This window comes from Lysinibacillus sp. FSL P4-0201 (genome assembly GCF_038593425.1).
GTDB lineage: Bacteria > Bacillota > Bacilli > Bacillales_A > Planococcaceae > Lysinibacillus > Lysinibacillus capsici.
The window spans coordinates 2,430,005-2,448,885 of record NZ_CP151995.1 but is presented as its reverse complement, the minus strand read 5'-3'; the positions used below and the strand labels follow the sequence as shown (position 1 = coordinate 2,448,885).

The 18,881-nt window shown below is 35.1% G+C and carries 20 protein-coding genes and 1 pseudogene; 14 read left to right on the top strand and 7 right to left on the bottom strand.

The genetic code is table 11. The features are described 5' to 3' along the window. Positions 1-121 precede the first annotated feature (121 nt). Positions 122-889 carry a sulfite exporter TauE/SafE family protein gene (locus tag MKY76_RS12225; protein ID WP_269898423.1) on the bottom strand — a complete coding sequence of 256 codons (768 nt, stop codon included), beginning with the start codon at positions 887-889 and terminating at the stop codon, positions 122-124. A gap of 104 nt (positions 890-993) precedes the next feature. Between MKY76_RS12225 and MKY76_RS12220 the strand changes: the two genes are divergently transcribed. Continuing rightward, on the top strand, positions 994-1,878 hold the full coding sequence (locus tag MKY76_RS12220) for a LysR family transcriptional regulator (protein ID WP_342556601.1): 885 nt from the start codon (positions 994-996) through the stop codon (positions 1,876-1,878). A gap of 99 nt (positions 1,879-1,977) precedes the next feature. Here the strand turns inward: MKY76_RS12220 and MKY76_RS12215 are convergent, their stop codons facing one another. After that, a complete protein-coding gene (locus tag MKY76_RS12215; RefSeq protein WP_342556600.1) occupies positions 1,978-2,877 on the bottom strand; it encodes a PhzF family phenazine biosynthesis protein in 900 nt (299 codons plus the stop codon). A 124-nt stretch (positions 2,878-3,001) separates the two neighbouring features. Between MKY76_RS12215 and MKY76_RS12210 the strand changes: the two genes are divergently transcribed. Continuing rightward, positions 3,002-3,883, top strand: coding sequence for a LysR family transcriptional regulator (locus MKY76_RS12210; protein WP_342556599.1), 882 nt, complete (start codon positions 3,002-3,004; stop codon positions 3,881-3,883). 123 nt (positions 3,884-4,006) lie between these two features. On the opposite strand, the gene MKY76_RS12205 is transcribed toward MKY76_RS12210, so the two are convergent. Next, entirely contained in the window at positions 4,007-4,918 is a 912-nt protein-coding gene (locus tag MKY76_RS12205; protein ID WP_342556598.1) for a DNA-3-methyladenine glycosylase, read from the bottom strand. A gap of 162 nt (positions 4,919-5,080) precedes the next feature. Between MKY76_RS12205 and MKY76_RS12200 the strand changes: the two genes are divergently transcribed. From MKY76_RS12200 to MKY76_RS12185, 4 genes are all read left to right on the top strand, one after another. After that, positions 5,081-5,794, top strand: a complete 714-nt coding sequence (locus MKY76_RS12200) for a 2OG-Fe(II) oxygenase (RefSeq protein WP_259419464.1) — start codon at positions 5,081-5,083, stop codon at positions 5,792-5,794. 85 nt (positions 5,795-5,879) lie between these two features. Beyond that, positions 5,880-6,500 carry a bifunctional transcriptional activator/DNA repair enzyme AdaA gene (locus MKY76_RS12195; protein ID WP_342556597.1) on the top strand — a complete coding sequence of 207 codons (621 nt, stop codon included), beginning with the start codon at positions 5,880-5,882 and terminating at the stop codon, positions 6,498-6,500. Next, positions 6,484-7,017, top strand: coding sequence for a methylated-DNA--[protein]-cysteine S-methyltransferase (adaB, locus tag MKY76_RS12190; RefSeq protein ID WP_054550483.1), 534 nt, complete (start codon positions 6,484-6,486; stop codon positions 7,015-7,017). Before MKY76_RS12195 ends, adaB begins: the two co-directional genes overlap by 17 nt. Before the next feature lie 30 nt (positions 7,018-7,047). Then, a complete protein-coding gene (locus tag MKY76_RS12185) occupies positions 7,048-7,866 on the top strand; it encodes a radical SAM protein (protein WP_066036701.1) in 819 nt (272 codons plus the stop codon). 87 nt (positions 7,867-7,953) lie between these two features. Here the strand turns inward: MKY76_RS12185 and MKY76_RS12180 are convergent, their stop codons facing one another. Further along, entirely contained in the window at positions 7,954-8,103 is a 150-nt protein-coding gene (locus MKY76_RS12180; RefSeq protein WP_016992948.1) for a hypothetical protein, read from the bottom strand. Between the two features lie 455 nt (positions 8,104-8,558). On the opposite strand from MKY76_RS12180, the gene MKY76_RS12175 reads away from it, so the two are divergent. Next, positions 8,559-9,008 (top strand): GNAT family N-acetyltransferase, encoded by a 450-nt coding sequence (locus tag MKY76_RS12175; protein WP_066036702.1) that lies wholly within the window; start codon positions 8,559-8,561, stop codon positions 9,006-9,008. A 224-nt stretch (positions 9,009-9,232) separates the two neighbouring features. Continuing rightward, entirely contained in the window at positions 9,233-11,389 is a 2,157-nt protein-coding gene (locus tag MKY76_RS12170; RefSeq protein WP_342556596.1) for an ATP-dependent helicase, read from the top strand. A gap of 65 nt (positions 11,390-11,454) precedes the next feature. On the opposite strand, the gene MKY76_RS12165 is transcribed toward MKY76_RS12170, so the two are convergent. After that, on the bottom strand, positions 11,455-12,324 hold the full coding sequence (locus tag MKY76_RS12165; protein WP_342556595.1) for a LysR family transcriptional regulator: 870 nt from the start codon (positions 12,322-12,324) through the stop codon (positions 11,455-11,457). A gap of 182 nt (positions 12,325-12,506) precedes the next feature. On the opposite strand from MKY76_RS12165, the gene MKY76_RS12160 reads away from it, so the two are divergent. Further along, a complete protein-coding gene (locus MKY76_RS12160) occupies positions 12,507-13,400 on the top strand; it encodes a DMT family transporter (protein ID WP_342556594.1) in 894 nt (297 codons plus the stop codon). A gap of 196 nt (positions 13,401-13,596) precedes the next feature. On the opposite strand, the gene MKY76_RS12155 is transcribed toward MKY76_RS12160, so the two are convergent. After that, positions 13,597-14,217 carry a class I SAM-dependent methyltransferase gene (locus MKY76_RS12155; protein ID WP_054550206.1) on the bottom strand — a complete coding sequence of 207 codons (621 nt, stop codon included), beginning with the start codon at positions 14,215-14,217 and terminating at the stop codon, positions 13,597-13,599. A 500-nt stretch (positions 14,218-14,717) separates the two neighbouring features. Between MKY76_RS12155 and MKY76_RS12150 the strand changes: the two genes are divergently transcribed. Then, positions 14,718-15,038, top strand: a complete 321-nt coding sequence (locus tag MKY76_RS12150) for a metalloregulator ArsR/SmtB family transcription factor (protein ID WP_342556593.1) — start codon at positions 14,718-14,720, stop codon at positions 15,036-15,038. 556 nt (positions 15,039-15,594) lie between these two features. Here MKY76_RS12150 and MKY76_RS12145 read toward each other — a convergent pair. Next, entirely contained in the window at positions 15,595-15,870 is a 276-nt protein-coding gene (locus MKY76_RS12145; protein ID WP_048395961.1) for a YqhV family protein, read from the bottom strand. Positions 15,871-16,242: 372 nt separating this feature from the next. On the opposite strand from MKY76_RS12145, the gene MKY76_RS12140 reads away from it, so the two are divergent. The 4 genes and pseudogenes from MKY76_RS12140 to MKY76_RS12125 all read left to right on the top strand — a co-directional run bounded on the left by MKY76_RS12140 (position 16,243) and on the right by MKY76_RS12125 (position 18,860). Next, positions 16,243-16,953: a cytochrome c biogenesis protein CcdA gene (locus MKY76_RS12140; RefSeq protein WP_048395830.1), complete on the top strand. Its 711-nt coding sequence runs from the start codon at positions 16,243-16,245 to the stop codon at positions 16,951-16,953. A 38-nt stretch (positions 16,954-16,991) separates the two neighbouring features. Continuing rightward, positions 16,992-17,525: a thiol-disulfide oxidoreductase ResA gene (resA, locus tag MKY76_RS12135; protein WP_313869667.1), complete on the top strand. Its 534-nt coding sequence runs from the start codon at positions 16,992-16,994 to the stop codon at positions 17,523-17,525. 94 nt (positions 17,526-17,619) lie between these two features. Further along, positions 17,620-17,739, top strand: a pseudogene (locus tag MKY76_RS12130) (DUF1541 domain-containing protein); the annotation flags it as partial. A gap of 242 nt (positions 17,740-17,981) precedes the next feature. Continuing rightward, a complete protein-coding gene (locus tag MKY76_RS12125; protein ID WP_328011368.1) occupies positions 17,982-18,860 on the top strand; it encodes a C39 family peptidase in 879 nt (292 codons plus the stop codon). Positions 18,861-18,881: the final 21 nt, after the last annotated feature.

The following is an 18,881-nucleotide window of genomic DNA, read 5'->3' as shown; positions in this document are numbered from 1 at the left end:
AAATAGGCAAATTATTATTGCTTTCGTCTATTATACTAACAGTCGTAAATTTCGGATTCTAAACAAGCTCCACCTTAGATGACCTTAAATTTGGGGGCAAAAAAGGTAGGACTTGTTTCGCTTATTTTATTAAATCCGACACTACTTGAACAATTAAGAACAAAAAAATGATTGGTAAAATAATTTGAATCCATTTTGTTTGGATATACGGAACGATCTTTAAACCAAAGAAAGAGCCAGCAATAGAGCCAAGTGAAACAGGGATAGCAATTCCCCAATTAACAATGCCAGTAAAGTAATAAAAGAGAAAAGCACCTGTACAGCTTGATAACGAGAGCATTCTCGTTAACTCGACTGCTTTTAAATAATGGTATTGTTTTTTCAAGAAATAGGTTATATTCATTAGAGCTGAGCCTGGTCCAAAACCACCGTCATATATGGAAATTGCAAATGGAATAAGCTTGTTCAAGGGTTGTTCCTCTGTTTCTTTTACATCTTTGACAATCCATTTATTACTGCAAAGGACAATCAGAAATGCAAAAATTAAGCTTATACAAGCGACGACATTCATGATTTGTTCCGATAAGAGGATTGCGAATAATGCCCCAAATACTCCACCTATACTAGCAACAAACATGAAAGAAAAATACTTTTTTACAGATAAATGTCCTTTTATGACAAATGAAACAACATTTGATAGGGCTGATAAGCCTGTCGCAAATTTATTAACAGCAACGGTTGTATGAATTGGAATGCCGACGAGCAACAATGAAGGCATCAAAATAAAGCCTGCTGCACCAAAAAGAACGCCTATTATGGCTGCGAGTAAACCAATTGTAAATAAAATAACTCCTTTTACTGTTAACCATTCATGTAGTAAAATTTCCATTCAATCACCTCAATACTTAAATTACTGGTAAACTATACATAAAACAAATATATAATTATTGCTTATTCATAAATATTATTTATGGATAGAAAGGTTGGAATGGAATGAATTTACATGCATTGAGGATCTTTACGAATGTAGCCAAGCTTGGGGGAATTACTGCAGCGGCGAATAGTATGCTACTAAGTCAACCTGCTGTTACCATACAAATTCGAAAATTAGAGAATGAAATAGGGGCAAAATTGATTGAAGGTAAAGGGCGTGGAATTCAATTAACGCCAGAGGGGAAGTTTTTATACGAGCAAGGCATGCGTTTATTTTACTTAGAAGCACAAATCGATGAGAAGCTTGGTAAGTTTTTAGCAAAGGAAGACAAAATACATATTGCGTCCTCTTACATCCCTATTAATTATATACTTCCGCCTATCATAGCTAAATACAAGCTTGCGCATCCTCAAATTGAATTTTTTGTATCGTTAGGCAATGTTCAATCTGTGGAGGAGCAAGTTCTGAATTATGAAGTAGATTTTGGCTTTGTCGTTCAAAGTAAAATTGGTCATGAAGATTTACAATTTGAAAAGTTATTGGATATCCCGTTTTGGTTTATAGTCCATCCTTCACATCCTCTAGCAAATCAAACTGTCTCCATCTATGAATTATCGAACGAGGACTTTATTTATCGGGAACGTGGTAGCTCGACACTCGATTTATTGGAGTCCATTTTTTACACATTTAATGCGCCATTACCTAAATTAGGGCTTCAAATGCAGGGCTTACACGAATCCATAAAAGTAGTGGAAGCGGGGTACGGCATGACTTTAGCTCCGTCCTATAGTGTGGCTGAAAGTATAATAAACGGGAAACTTGCTCAAGTGTATGTTGAGCAGGCAGCTATTCAGCAAAGTTTATTTATTTGTTCTCGAAAAACCGATCTCATGGAGCAACCATTTTTGCAATACTTAAAAACGCATTTAAATGCATTAAACTAACCACTACTTGGCATAAATAAGACTTCTCTAAATTTAAGTGAAGAATTTAGAGAAGTTGATTTTATTATTAATTACCACAGAAAATTCAGAAAAATAGTATTATAAAAGTATTTTTCCTTCTATTGAAACAACTGCTGCTCCCGCTACTTCAATAACAGCGTTCTCCCCATCAGGTGTGATCGTGACATAAAGAGTTCCAGGTCTATTAATCGTATGGCCTTGCCCAATTACTAATTGATGTTTTTCTTGTGGAGCTAGTATATTTTCTAGATATAAATAACCACCTAATGCACCGTTTGCTGCCCCTGTAACTGGATCTTCATCGATCCCTATATTTGGGCAAAAATCTCTTGTATAAATATCAAATTCCCCATTTGTGTCAAAGGTAAATAGGTGAGTGGTTGATATGTTAAAATGATTGTTCATCTTTTTAAGCTCATTTAATTTAGGTTCTGCTTGATCAATTGCTTGACGTGTTTTAACGGGAACCATAAGATGTGGGACCCCTGTGTTCGCTATTTTTATCGGGTATCGATCATCAATGTCCGTTTCATCTATACCCACAAGGTCCGCAACGACTTCAGGGGTAATGTCTATATTTTTTATATGGGGACGTACTTGAGTCATGGACACGCTCTTTAAGTGATTGTTTTCCGTAATCCATTTTACAGGAATTAGTCCAATGTTTGATTCAAAGATTATTTTCTCGTCCTTATCAATCCAATTGTACTTACTAGCCATTAACCATGCTGTACCTAACGTAGCGTGACCGCAAAAGTCAACTTCTTTTGTAGGAGTAAAATATTTTATTTGATAATCTGCATTGTCATTTGTTGATGGTAAAAGAAAGGCCGTTTCCGAAAGGTTTAATTCATTGGCTATGTTTAGCATTTCCTCATCTGTTAAATTTTCAGCATGAGGTATGACACCAGCCGGATTTCCTCCAAACGTTTCTGTGGTGAATGCATCCACATAAAAAAACTCTACCACTTTTTTCATTGCTATCTCCTCCTTCATTCTAAGATTATTGTAGTATGATAGAATTGATAAGTAAAATTCATGTTTTTAATCTTAAACATGAGGAAGTCGAATGGAAAGTTAAATCTTATACGGAGGTTATCTTGTGAACCTTTTGCAAATAGAAATATTCGTCAAAGTAGTCGATATTGGGAATTTCACAAAAGCAGGAGAAATATTGGCGATGACACAATCGGGCATAAGCCATAATATCGCTTCATTAGAGTCAGAACTCGGTATTAAACTTTTGAATAGAGGAAGAAACGGCATCTCGTTAACAGATAGTGGAGAACGTATCATCAACAATATGAGAAATATCTTATCCGAAGCAGAAAGCATTAAACAAGAATCCGCATCTATTTTAGGAATACAAAACGGAAAAATAAATATTGGCAGCTTTTCAAGTTTCGCTTCAAAAGTGTTGCCAACGATCATATCACGGTTTAAAGGAGAGTTTAAGGGAATTGAAATAAATTTTTATGAGGGGAGCTATGACCAAATTACACGTTGGGTAGAAGAGGGGAAAGTGGATATAGGTTTTACATCTTTAAGTAACCCTATGGATCATTTTGAGGCTACCACCATAGTAAGAGATAGATTAGTAGCAATCGTACCGATTCATCATCATCTTGCCATAAATGAACAAGTAAAAGCGGAAGAACTTCAAGGGGAGGCTTTTATTATGCCTCAGCTAGGATGTGAAGTGAGTGTTAAGAAGTTTTTACAGGAACAAGAGGTATCCCCAAACATAGAGTTTAATGTGGAAGAAAATCAAACAATCATTGCAATGGTACGTGAAGGATTAGGCATTACAATCATACCAGAACTAGCTTTACCCTATAATTTAGCAGGTACCATTGTAAAACCTCTCTTACCCGAACCTTTCCGAGAAATAAGCATCATTACTCGCTCAAAGAAGCAACCCCTTCCCGCTGTCAAAGAGTTTATAAAAACAACCATGGATTGTATTAAAGAATTACAGCTATAAGAATTCTGTGTCCATTGCGATTGTTCATCATCATTGTGCTTTTGTAGAAGCATAAAACATACCTACGTAAGAGCATGTTTTGGTTCATTTTTTCAAAACATGCTCAAATCAAGGTGATGATATTTAGTAAAGAACACGCCATAAATAGAAGGTAGCGTAGGATTCCCAGTTTTTCCATGGTATCGAGAGCGCTAAAATTTCCTCTTTCGTAGGCTTTTGGTTCATATTACGTAATGTTTTTATTGAATTAATCAGACCTACATCATCGATTGGAAAAGCCGTCTGAAACCCTAGGCAGCGCATTAGCACGTAATTGGCTGTCCAAGGTCCGATTCCTCGTATTTTGATTAAGCTTTTTTCTGCCTCTTTAAAATTCATTTTCATTAATTGTTCCTTCGATAATTCTCCGCATGCCATTAATCTTGCAATGCCAATGATATATTCACTTTTTTTAACCGTCATTTTAATAGCTGCTAGGTCAGTAGGTTCTAACTGTGCAATTCGTTCGTATGGAGGGAATACCCAATACTTTTTACCATTCCATTCGATAGAATCGCCAAAGCTTTCTACAAATTGTCTCTTTAAAGAGTAGGCAAAGGCAAGGTTGATTTGTTGCCCTAAAACGCCCCAGCATAACGCTTCAAATAAATCGGGAATGCCGATAACTCGTAATCCATAGAATTTTTGGGCAGGTATTTGAAGTAATGGATCTGTATTTGCCATTTCATAAAATGGCGTTAAATCGTTATCAAGATCAAACCATTCAAGTATATATGTTGCAATTTTTTCCCGCTCCCTCTTTTCAATAGGCCTAGAACCATTTAGGAATTGAACAACCATTTGTTGATTATCGATTACGCTTATCTGTACTAAAGACAGCATTTCTCCAATGGCTATCACTTTTGTGATGATATTGTTCTCTATTTCATACAGGCATTCATTTTTTTCTCTTGTTAAATAGCCTAGATTTGCATTCATATCAAAATTTGCTGGTAAGTTAATGATCATCACATCGTCAACGTCATGCCATATCACTTTTTCATTCTCCTTTTCAGCATACACAGTTTGTTAGTTTACTTTATCATAAAAGTAGCTTTACTCATTTTGTTATCTTGCTATTCCATTCTAAACGCCTTATTTTTTTCTATTGATGAGGTTATAGTGTTAGTTATTAAGAAGGCTAAGGAGGGAATAAAAATGGTCCAAGATATTCAAACACGTGTTGGCAGCTTGGAGTGGGATTCCATTCAACATGAACTAGATAAGCAAGGATTTGCAAAGCTTCCAGTAATTTTAACAAAAGAGGAATGTGAATTCTTAATAGGGTTGTATAGTACGGAAGAGCCATATAGAACGACCATTAATATGACCAGGTATCGCTTTGGGGAGGGGGAATACAAATATTTTTCCTATCCATTGCCTGAAATTATCGAAAGTTTAAGAGAGTCCTTTTATCAAGAATTGGCCAAAACAGCTAATCGATGGTTAGGTTATTTAAAGAAAACAGCGCAGTTTCCAGCTCAGCTTCAAGATTTTTTGAACACTTGTGAAGAATTTGAACAAACTAGACCGACACCGTTACTCTTAAAGTATGAAACAGGTGGCTTTAATTGTTTGCATCAAGATTTATATGGCGATGTGTTTTTCCCGTTTCAAGTAGTATTTGTATTAAATCAACGCGAACAAGACTTTTTTGGTGGAGAATCCCTCCTAGTGGAACAAATTCCACGTGCTCAGAGTAGGGGACATGTCATTACGTTAGATCAAGGCAGTGCGCTCATCTTTCCTACAAACCATAGACCTGTTCTAGGGAAAAGGGGATATTATAAACATACGGTTCGTCATGGAGTAAGTACGATTACTGCTGGAGAACGATACGGTCTTGGCATCATTTTTCACGATTCTAAATAAAAAAACTTCAATATCTTGCTATTCCATATCTAGAATTGTACATTGTGAATTTTAAGGGAGTATATTGTAAGGAGAGGTGAGATAAATGCTGGATCCTATGAATGATGAAAATGATATTTTAAATAATGTAGAAATGATGACAGATGAAAAATGGCAAGCCATTATCACGAATGATACAGCGTACAACAATCAATTTTTTTATGCTGTCAGGTCAACAGGGATATTCTGTAAACCATCCTGTAAGTCTCGCGTTCCGAAAAAAGAGAATGTATGTATTTTTGCAACAGCAGAACAAGCACTCCACGCAAATTTTCGCCCTTGTAAACGTTGCAAGCCTACTAATGAAAATTTGCCTGATAGCGAGTGGGTTGATATTATCACAGCATACATTGATCAAAATTTCGCTGAAAAATTAACGCTCGAATCATTAGCAATGATTTGTCATGGGAGCCCCTATCATATGCATCGAACATTTAAAAAAATTAAAGGCATGACGCCCGTTGAGTATATACAACAAGTTCGCGTACACGCGGCTAAAAAGTATTTGATTGAGACGAATAAAGCAATAGGCGATATTGCCATATGTGTGGGTATGGCGAATGCACCCTATTTTATTACTTTATTTAAAAAGAAAACAGGTCAGACCCCAGCGCAATTTCGTCAAATGAGAAAAATGGAGGAAATGAATGATGGAAATAAAAAATAAACCAACCCTTTTTTGGTCTTTACTCAAGTTTGAGGATTGGCATTTTTATATTGCTGCTACCTCCAAGGGCCTTGTGTTTGTTGGTTCACAGAACAAACCAATCGAGGAAATGTTTGAATGGGCGAAGAAACGCTTTCCAGGAAGTCCTTTTGTTGAAGATGAGGAAAAGCTTGAACCCTATGTCAATGAAATCATTCAGTATCTAGCAGGAAAGAGGCAAACCTTTACTATCCCATTTGAGTACGTAGGTACGCCATTTCAGCTAGCAGTCTGGCAAGCACTTTGTGAAATTCCTTATGGGCAGACGAAATCCTATTCAGACATTGCCCATGCTATCAATAAACCAGCAGCTGTTCGTGCTGTTGGAGCGGCTATTGGGGCTAATCCAGTGTTACTTACTGTACCGTGCCATCGTGTAACAGGAAAGAATGGCTCTTTAACAGGCTATCGGGGCGGATTAGCAATGAAGAAATTGCTCTTGGAACTTGAAAAGCGAGGTTCATCTAGCAATGCGTAATACTTGCTTTACATGGAATGGAGGTTTCGTATGAAAAGCGAATTATTCTATAAGTATCCAAAAACCATTTTGAATAAAGGAACTGGCTTTCTTTCTGGCTATACGCATTCGCTCAATCCTTATACAGGCTGTTCATTTGGATGTTCTTATTGCTATGTACGTCAAATGCCTGTATCTCTTTTTCGAGAAGGAGAATGGGGTAGTTGGGTCGATGTTAAAAACGGTGCGGCGAATGTATTAAAAAAGGAGCTTCATCGTGCCAAAGCCAAAGGGCCTGTAACCATTTTTATGTCCTCAAGTACAGACCCGTATCAGCCAATAGAGCATAAGGAAAAAGTGACGCGATCTTTACTAGAAGTTATGCTAGAGGATCCCCCTGATTTCTTATTTGTCCAGACGAGAAGTCCACTTGTGAGTCGAGATATTGATTTGCTGCGACAATTTAAAGAAAAAGTGCGGGTAAGTATGACAATTGAGACAGATTCGGAAACGATACGTAAACATTTTACGCCAATGGCACCTCCAATCCAAGCGCGTTTTAAGACATTGGAAAAATTAGCAGCTGCGGACATACCGACCCAAGTTGCTATCGCGCCCATTTTACCAAGTGGAGAATATTTTCCTTTGAAATTGAAGCAACTCGTCGATCGGATATGTATAGATGACTACTTCATGGGAGATGGCAGTGGTGGAAAACGCACAAGAAAACTTGAGATTGAGAAAAAATATGACCAACTTGGTTTAGAAGAATGGTATGGACCAGATGTAATAAAAAAAATATACAACCGATTTATTGAAATCTTTCCAGAAAATCATGTTTATATAAGTCAGGCTGGGTTTGAGCCGTAAAATGCTGTAATAGATGGATTATAAAAATAGCCCCAATACCCATCTTTACTGAAGTGAGTATTAGGGTTTCTTCACATGATAGTATGATTAACGTTTGTTTTCATTTTGAATTTGACTGAAATCTACTTCTTCAGCAAACTCTTCTCTGTTTTTACGCTCATTGTTAGCATTTTGATTTTGATTCTGCTGTTTTTTGTTGTCTTGCGTTTTATTATTTTTATGTTTATTATTTCCCATTTTCATCTCACCTCCACCATTAGTGTGAGTGGAAGATGTTTTTTTATCCGTAGAACTTACATTTAATTCTTCAAGTAATGTGCTTTACTTTATTAAGGAGTATAGTATGAATGAAAATTATCCAAATTTAAATCTACGGTTAAAACTAGGGTAGGAAGTAATTGATAATGATAGCAGGTGGTTTATAAAAGGGCTATCACGCTGTTTGAATTACGACATTGACAAGACGAGAAAATAATTATTGTAGTCGATTAAAAATTGAAGCATACAGGAATGTCTTATATTTTTCCAGAAGATGTGAGGAAATACAAACTACATAGGTTTAGTCTTGAATGTAAAATATTTGATTTAAAGTATATTGCATTGCTAAAGTCGTATGCAATCAGGATTTAGGAATCCAACCAAGTATTTTTCATAAGATCTATTTTTTACATTATGCTTAAGGAGGCATCGTAGTGAACCAACACAAAATAATTATTACGCAATATACCCCCCAATACGCTGAACAAACAGTTACTATGTGGCGAGATAGTAAGGAACAGGCGATTGGTCAAAAAGAAATTCATACCTTTGAAAGTCATGTATATTTCTTAAATCATCTATTAGCTGAGCAGTTTCACATCGATTTAGCGTTAATGGATGAAAAAGTAGTTGGCATGATTGCCTATAACGAAGAAGAAATAAGCCAACTATATATTCATATTGACTATCAAGGGATGGGCATAGGTCATACATTACTAGATAAAGTAAAAGCACAATCAAAAGGGCGATTAACTTTATACACATTTGAGGTTAATGAAAATGCCCAACGATTTTATGAAAAACATGGATTTAAAATCATAGGGAGAGGACATGAAAATGAAGAAAATTTAGCTGATATTCAATATGAATGGATAGCCAAATAAAAAATTTCACTAACGAGCTACTAAAAAGCGTTGTACATTTTGTATATACGCTTTTTTGTTTTTGATAAGATCTAAAAATGATGAAGAGGCAAACAATTTCCTTAACAGCTAAGATCACTCGAATGAGTAGTAGTCGAGCTTAGTTGCTTTTAATGCTCTTAAGAAGTTAATCAGTATCATCTGGTATAATAGAAAATAGATTTTTTTAGAACGGAGTAAATGATATGAATGGAGCGCAAAAAGCATTTTTTGAAGAAAAGGAGCGTTCACTTGGCGTTTATCTAAATGATGTGCAAAAGCAGGCCGTATTGCAAACGAATGGACCGCTGCTACTATTGGCATCTCCTGGTTCAGGAAAAACGACGACGATTATTATGCGTATTGGCTATATGATCGAGGCGCTTGGTGTCAAGCATGCTCGCATAAAGGCTGTTACGTTTAGTAAGGCATCAGCAAATGATATGAAGGCACGTTTTGCAAAGTTTTTTCCGCATTTGCCACCAGTTGATTTCTCGACGATTCATAGTTTAGCATTTCAAGTTGTGCGGCAGACACTTGAACGTCAGGGCATTTCGTACGGGATTATCGAAGAAGCGGACGGGCCTGGTGTAATGTCAAAAAAACGAGTGCTTCGTGAGATTTTTGAACAATTAAATGGCTCCAAAATTACGGAAGATCAGTTAGACGAGCTACTGACGTACATAACGTTCATCAAAAATAAAATGCTGCCAGAACAGGAATGGGCAATTGCAGAAGTAAAGGTGCCAAGAAAAGTCGAGATTTTACAGCATTATGAGGAATATAAGCGTACAGCTAGTGACCGATTGCTCATTGATTTTGACGATATGCTGTTAATGGCGAATGATATTTTTACGAAAAATCGAGAGGTGTTGGCGCAATATCAACGTCGATACGATTTTTATTTAACGGATGAAAGTCAGGATACATCGCCTGTTCAACATGCGATCATCGAGAAGCTTGTCGCTGTCCATCAAAATTTATGCGTCGTTGCCGATGAGGATCAGGCCATTTATAGCTGGCGCGGTGCAGAGCCAGATTATTTGTTGAATTTCCAAAAGATTTATCCAGAGGCACGTGTTTTACTAATGACACAAAATTATCGTTCATCTGCCTCGATTGTAGAGCCAGCCAACCTTTTCATTCAGCGAAATAAAAAACGATATAACAAACAGATGTTTACGCAGAATCCTGTAGCAGAGCCAATCTCGTTTAAAATCCTAGAGAATTACAGCTTACAGGCCAAATATGTAGTGAATCAGTTAAAAAGCTTGTCTAAGCGTGGCTCAACGGCTGTTTTATATCGAAATAATACGTCAGCCATTCCTCTTATGGACGCGTTAGACAGAGCGGGCTTGCCTTTCTATATGAAAGATTCCACCATTCGCTTTTTTACGCATTGGGTTGTGGAGGATATAATGAACTTCATGCGTCTAGCATACAATACAAAAAATATCTCGATATTTGAAAAAGTTTACAGAAAAATGAATGCTTATATTACACCAACGCAATTAAAGGCACTGCAGAAAGTACCGGAGGATGGCTGTGTATTCACACTATTGCTAGAGCATGTGGAATTAAAGGATTATCAGCCTGAATATATTAAGCGAATTCGCAAAACGTATGATAGCATTCAATTTGATCAAACAACACCAACAGCCATGCTAGAGCATATCCGTTATGACTTTGGTTATGAGCGTGCCTTAAAGAAAATGAGCGAGGACCTCGGTTTTAATTATGAAAATTTACTAGATATTGTGGATGTACTTGGACTAATTGCTCGCCATACGTCGACGATGACTGAATTTGCTGGTCGTTTGAAGTACCTTGAAAATTTAGCACGTACATCTCATCTGAAAAATGAAATGAATGCCATTACATTAACAACCTTACACAGTTCAAAAGGCTTGGAATTTGATCGTGTGTATTTGATTGACTTAATTGATGGGATTTTACCTACTGAGACGGAAGAAGCAATAGAGGAAGAAACAAGGCTCTTTTATGTCGGTATCACACGTGCAATTTGCCATTTGGAATTAATTTCGTACAGCAAGCGCTTTAAAGCAAGTGTGGTGCCATCAATATTTATGAAGGCGTTAAAGCAAATCGTTTCTCCTCAGGAATTACCAAAGAAAGCGTCGAAAAGTCCGAGAAAAGCATTGAAGCAATACCGTAATGATCAGACAATTACAACGGAGTCAGCGTTAATCGTTGGCTCAAAGGTGAAGCATGTGATGTTTGGAGAGGGGAAAATTTTGGAGGTCACAAGTAGCACGATCAAATTGTCATTTGATGCAGGGATAAAGCAGTTTATGACGGATACATGTTTACAGCAAGGCTATTTAGAAGCGGTGGAAGATTAATGCAGCGTATTCGAGATTTTTTCGAATACGCTTTTTATAGTAGTGCAAAATAATAGCTAAACTTCTTATTTTCTCTTTCTATAGGATAAATATTCTATAAATCTCTTTGCTGCAAGTGACAGCGATTGTTGCTCTCTCATCGCAATTCCAATAGTTCGAAAAGCAGGGATCTCAAGCTCTTTCGCGATAATTTGGTAAGGAATGCGTACTAAAATCAGTTCAGGTAATATACTGATTCCCAACCCGTTTTCCACCATTGACATAATGGCATAGTCGTCCCATGTTGTAAAAGAAATGTGCGGCGAGATATTGTGTTTTTCAAAAATTTCGGAGATTTCAGCTTTTGCGCCTTTTTCTAAAAGCATGAATGGACTGGTCAATAGTTCACTTATAGGAAATTTATCGCAATCAGAAAGAGGATGATCCTGATGAATAACTACCAACAAACGGTCTTGTTCTACAAAGATTGTTTCCATTTTAGCTTTTGTTGGTAGTCGTAAAAATCCAAAGTCGACCCTACCTTCGATAATCCAGCTTTCGATTTCGGTGTAATCTCCTAAGAGTAACTCGAAATCAATCCCTGGATAATCCTGCTTAAAGAATTTGATCATATGAGGTAGCCAATGTGTTGCTACACTAGAAAATGTACCAATTCGGATGATTCCTGATTGGATATCATGTAAGTCTTCGATCTGCATCATTAACATTTCATGCTCATTACATATACGCTGTAATTGGGGCAGTAACTTTAAGCCATCGGATGTTAAACTGATTCCGGCACGACCTCGTTCAAAAAGGGAAATTCCCCATTCTATTTCTAAATCGTTGATCATACGGCTGATACCAGACTGTGTATAGTTTAATGCATCGGCAGCTCTTGTAAAGCTCCCATATTCTACTGCTTTGACAAAGGCCATATATTTTTGGATATTCATAACGCTATCCCCCTTGCATGCTATTTTGTTATGTATAGCATGACAAACATTCAATTTTGTAATACATATAAGTATGCTATGCTATTCCCATTACAAAAGCAAGTTGAAAGGGAGTGGAAGGAAAGGACGGAAAAAACACCTAATAGTTCCTATTAAATTGCGGTAGGTTAGGGGAGTAGGCCATGAAATCTAAATTTCAATTTATCGTATCAATGATTATTTTTGGCACAATCGGTTTAGTTGTGCGTTACATTGATTTAGCGGCGAGTGAAAGAGCTTTACTAAGTAGTTTACTAGGATGCTTATTTTTATTCTCCATCTTCTCCATAATGAAGAAAAAAATATCCTGGAATTTAGTGAAATCGAATGCTTTATTTTTGTTTCTCTCAGGCGTTGCATTGGGAGGAAACTGGATTTTTCTCTATCAATCCTACGACCACACATCACTTGCCAATGCCACACTAGGATATTACTTTGCACCAGTATTTGTAATGATTCTTTCACCTGTTGTACTTAGGGAACAATTATCCATAAAAAAAATAATATGCATTGTCATAGCAATTATCGGTATGATAATGATTGTAGGAGAAGGGGTGAGTGCAACGGAATCAGATGATTTCCTTGGACTTACCTTTGGATTGATGGCAGCTGCGTTTTATGCGGCATTGTTACTTTTAAACAAATTTATTAAAGAGATGGACAAGCTAGAGCTGACCATTATTCAACTTGGAACGACTGCATTATTACTGCTGCCGTATGTTTTTTTGACAGAAGGCTTGGGGATTTTTGAATTATCACGCGCATCTATTCCTTTTATTTTAATTTTAGGTATCGTTAATACAGGGATTGGATTTTGGTTGTTTTTCTCGGGAATGGAAAAATTGAAAGGGCAGAGTATTGCGATGCTAAGCTATGTCGATCCTTTTGTAGCAATATTGATTTCTGCAATGATATTGCAAGAGCAAATGACCCTAGTGCAAATTATCGGAGGGGTATTTTTATTAGGTTCTACATTTGTTAGCGAAATTCGATCTTTTAACTCTTCAAAACAACTCATGAAAAAACAAATAGAGTAACAATTTATCACGGGAGACTTAAATCGATATTACATGGTATTTAACATTTATAGAGTTGTTCAATTACTAAGACAACAATCAGCCAAATTCAAGTTGGCTAATTGTTGTTTTTTAAACTCTTGATAAGATGCTTGTGCTTCTTGATGAGTTTCTCCAAAACGTTAACTGCTAGTGCAGCTATGCCCTTAATGATTAGCTAAGAGAGTTTAAGAACTTCAATATATCTATACATACCCTTTAACATAACAGATTCATCTCTTATAATTCTGAGCCTTTGATCATTTTGTTTAAACAACTCCTCAAAACTTCTACCAATATCTGTTCCTAACATACTTATAAATGGCCTTACCAATTTCTTTGTTAGCGTTAATTTTTGATTTTTAGGAGCAAATTTATCAAAGATAAGAATTCTACCATCCTTCTTTAAAACTCTTATCATCTCTTCAAAGCATTTATTTTCATTAGGAACCACAGAAAGTATTAAACTAGCTACAATATAGTCAAATGATTCATCTGCAAAAGACATTTTTTGAGCATCCATTTCTAAAAAATTGATAGAAGAGTGCTCGAATTTATGTTGAGCTTTTGCTAGCATATCAGGAGAATAATCAATGGCAGTTATATCATAATCAACATAGTTGATTAATTCTAAATCAGCCCCAGTACCAATACCTACATAGAGGATTTTTTGTTTACGCTGAAAAGGTACTTCTTGAAAAATCCTCTTTCTAGTCTTTAAAAAAGTACCTGTATTAAAAAGTTTATCGTAAAAGGAAGAGCCAATTTTATAGATAATTTTGTTCCACGTATTATTCAATGCTACATCCAACCTTTCTACAGAGCGTATGAACTTCTAAAATCCTGTGTCCCCTCCGAAAATAGGAGTGACCCACGCAATAATCTTTGTCATCATGTCAAAATATAATAAAATCCCATTAAAATCAATAATCATAAATGGCTTCTTTTTGGAAGAAACGTAATTTGAGACAGCTTAAGAAAGGAAATTGAAAAACCAAGTACATTAATAAGTATGTATAATAAGCCTTTATCAGGGTTTGTTAGCCCTAAAACCATTATTACAAGTATCCAGCCAGTTGTGAAACCTGTCCCAAATTTAATCTAATATTCCTTTTCAGACAGTAAAAAATCTAACTTGTGGATGCCTACGTTTATTAGCTGAAGAGAGACCCATATTTTTTAAAATTTTTGACAGACATATTAGGTAGTGCTAGTATGTTTGACACACATATTAGTGATATCGAATATGATCATATCAAAACATATTAGCTAAGTCTAATATGAATTGGAGGAGATTTTGTGACAGAAAAAAATATTGACTTAAAAATTAAACTAATTCATGGATTTTCAAACAAGGTAAGACTTCAAATTTTAGAGTGTATCAAAGAGAAAGAGAAGATAGTATCTCAAATCGTCGAGGAATTAAAGGGGAATCAGTCTAATATCTCTCAACACTTAGCCTGTTTAAAAGGGTGTGGCATTATTGTTGGTCGTAATGAAGGAAAATATTGCTACTATAGTTTGAGAAATGAGCGTATTCGCGAACTTCTTGAAATGTTTGATACGGTTTTAGAAGATGTTCATTCTGATGTTGCGTGCTGTGCAAACCATGTAGATTAAAGATATATATAAATAAAAGCAGATTCCATAATATATAGGGAAGGATGCAGGAGATTTGAAATTATGAGGAAATAGGTGTTCCTTAACTATATGAATGAGCTGGTACAGAAAAAATCAAAGATAGAGGAACATCTTTACCAATAGGGTTAGTGGTCGTAAAGGTTTAATTAAGGTTAGTCCAAAGTAGAAAACTACCTGATCTGAATAGAATTTATAAAAGGGTTACTGAGATAATGTAACCCTTATTGAGGGAGGTCGTGACGGTCAACCAACGCCACCACCGTATAAGTGCGTGCGATACACTCAATATAAATTTGTGCAAATAAAGGCTAATTATACATAAAAAAAAGCAGCGTCGTCACACGCTACAGTAATTTAATGAACATGTTAGGTGATTCATAAAAGAGTTTAACAAAGATTATGAATGGAACCATGCTATAAAATAAGTTCGATACAGAAGATAACTTGGATCCAAAAGGTTGTGAAGATTATTTTTTCGTCAAACTCATATTCTGACACTTGTGTGATTTTGGTAAATTTTAGTAATGTTTTATTTTTACTTAATATGTGAGCTAATAATAATAAGTGTTATACCCGTAAATAAGCAAACAATTCTTGTCACAGGTATTTTATCTGCTAGTCCAAATAATGCAATTGCTGTCGTTACGATTAAAACTGTTGGACCAACCAAAGCAAGCATTGTATTAATATAAAATGCTTTTTCTAGATTATTTAACTTTAGCATCAACAATCCAGCACTTACTTCAATACTCCCAGACAATACACGTAAAATAACCATAGCAAGAACCGACTTTTCAATAATTGTCATCATCCTATCTTTATAGAAAATTTAATATAATTCCATCATGAATAGAATAATAGATTTTTGTTTTAATGAAATACTAAAATCAATATATGTATGATTCGTGTCTAATATTCTTGTTAGATTATGCTTTAATCCTTAGACTAGGAATATAATTAAAGATTTTTTCAATGTTTGGAATTAGCATAAAAAATGAGCTGTGTTTCTATAGTTGAAACACGGCTCATTTTTTATTTTTAATCCCTATTTAGATTAATGTTCAATTTGAAAGCTATCAATAAAATTCTAATTCTTATATCACGCTGCATATGCATATATTCTCCATATTTATAGTCTATACTTTATTTTCAAATGGACTATAGAAAGGTTGAGTGAGCGTATTTGTTAGAGCAATTAAATTTACTTCTTGCATTTGGTGCTGGATTATTATCATTTTTATCACCTTGTTCATTACCATTGTATCCAGCTTTTCTATCTTATGTAACAGGAATATCCTTTAATGAACTGAAAGAAGAAAAAGGGATTTTGAGGCGAAAATCTCTGATACATACCCTGCTTTTTTTACTTGGTTTTTCTATTATTTTTATGGCACTAGGTTTTTCAACTTCTTTTATCGGACAGATTTTTATTCAGTATAAAGAGTTCCTAAGACAAATTGGAGCAATTATCATGGTCTTTTTTGGATTAGTTATTCTAGGTTTTTTTAAAATCGATATTTTACAATCTGAAAAAAAGATTCATTTTAAAAAAAGGCCCAAAGGATATTTTGGTTCGGTACTTATTGGTATGGGTTTTGCAGCTGGATGGACACCTTGTACTGGACCAATTCTTGCAGGAGTAATAGCTTTAGGCGTGTCTGATCCTGGGAAGGGCATGTTGTACATGCTATTTTATGTGCTAGGTTTCTCTATACCTTTCCTAATAATGTCTTTATTTATCGGAAAAATGAAGTTTCTTCAAAGAAAAAATGGACTGTTTATGAAAATAGGTGGTGCAATAATGATTGTGATGGGGGTTTTATTATACTTTGATATGATGACTAAAATTATTGCGTTTTTAACACCGATTTTTGGAGGATTTACTGGTTTCTAGTTTTACATATATAAGAAAGGAAGGAGCCTAACTTCATTATGGATAAAAAAAAGAGAAGATTTCTTATGCGTTCAATTATATTAATTATATTATTTGGGGCAATATTCTTCACAGTCTATTCAACTTTAACGCAAGATAAAAATGAAGTATTAAAAATAGGGGACGATGCTCCAAATTTTACTCTAGTTGATATGCATGGTGAGAAACATAATTTGGAGGAATACAAAGGACAAGGCGTCTTTTTAAACTTTTGGGGTACTTGGTGCAAACCTTGCGAAAGAGAATTTCCAATTATAGATAGATATTATAATGATTATAAAGAAAAGGGTATACAGGTATTAGCTATAAATATAGCAGAATCCGACTTCGTGGTTCAAAATTATATTGACCGAAAAGGTCTAACTTTTCCGGTTTTAATAGATAAAAATAAAAGTGTAATGGAAGCATATAATATCAATCCATTACCAACGACTATTCTTATTAATTCTGAGGGGAAAATAGAAAAAATAATCACTGGAGAAATGAAAGAACAAGATATAAAGAATTATATGGAACTAATTCTACCAGACTAAATAATGATTCTTAATATCACTAAAGTCAATTTTGGGTAATTCAAAAATTGTTACATTGCATGTGCAGCGAAGACAAAATGAAGGAGATGAAAGAAGAATCAATTCCACAGAAGAAACAACTGTGTATATGGTTGACTACACTTCTACTCCTGGTTTAAAAGTATCAATTCATAAATGGCTAACGGAAAGTGATGATCTACTCCGTAAAAATTAAATACTCAGAGATGTTCGACGAGTCAAATCAATTTTGACAAATGGAACATCTTTTTTTATGTAGAAATTCTAAAAATCCATTTTAATTTTAATCCATAATTTCTCCATAATTATTCGTTATATTCATTTTGAATCATGTAATAATAACGGGAGGAGGTATGGGGCATTAGAAAGTGGGGAATTATTTTCACTTTAGGATTATTAGCAGTTATTTTAGAGGGTTGTACAAAAGAAAATACAAACTTGAATACCATAACAGTGTTAACCGTTGAATTTTTTAGTGGAGATCCACTTAATGATCTATATGTGGTCTTACTTAATGAAGAAGGGAAAGAAATAGATTCAACAATTAGTTTGAATAAAGGTGAGGCTCAATTTAATAATTTGCAACCGAATGAAACCTATACAGTAAAAGTAGGGAATCCAAACAATTTTACAACAGGAATGTATTTAACAGAGAAAAAATTTACGTATACGTCATCTACACAATCCATATTAGTGCAAACATATGCAGTAAATCATAATAAAGGATTTGGAGTTCCTGTAATTCTACAAAATCCTGAATTACCAAATGGGTGTGAAATAACTACTCTTACAGCAGTACTTAATTACTATGGTGCAGAAACATCTAAATTAGAAATGGATCAAAATTATTTACCTAAACAATCGTTTGAATACAAAATGAAAAAAAAGTATGGGCCAAATCCTAATCAAGCATATGGCGGCGAGCCAAGCAATCTAGAAACGGGTACATATGTTTTTGCAGAACCAATTGTCAAAGCAGCTAATAATTTTATCACCGAGAGAAAGTTAGATTTACATGCAAAAAATAGTAGTGGAAGTACAATAAAAGAAATAACAAATTATATTAGACAGGGAATACCAGTTATTATATGGGTAACATTGGACCTCTCACCACCAAAGGTTAAAGGGGGATGGATTATGGAAGAAACAGGTGAGTACCATCAAATGTATCAAAATTTACATACAATGGTACTATTATCTGTGGGAAATACGACTGTGGAAGTAATGGATCCACGTAAGGGATTGATAACATTGGATAAGGGAGCATTTTTTAATAGCTATGAAGCATTAGGCGAACAGGCAGTTGTTGTTTATTAACAATAGTTCATTATATGCAAG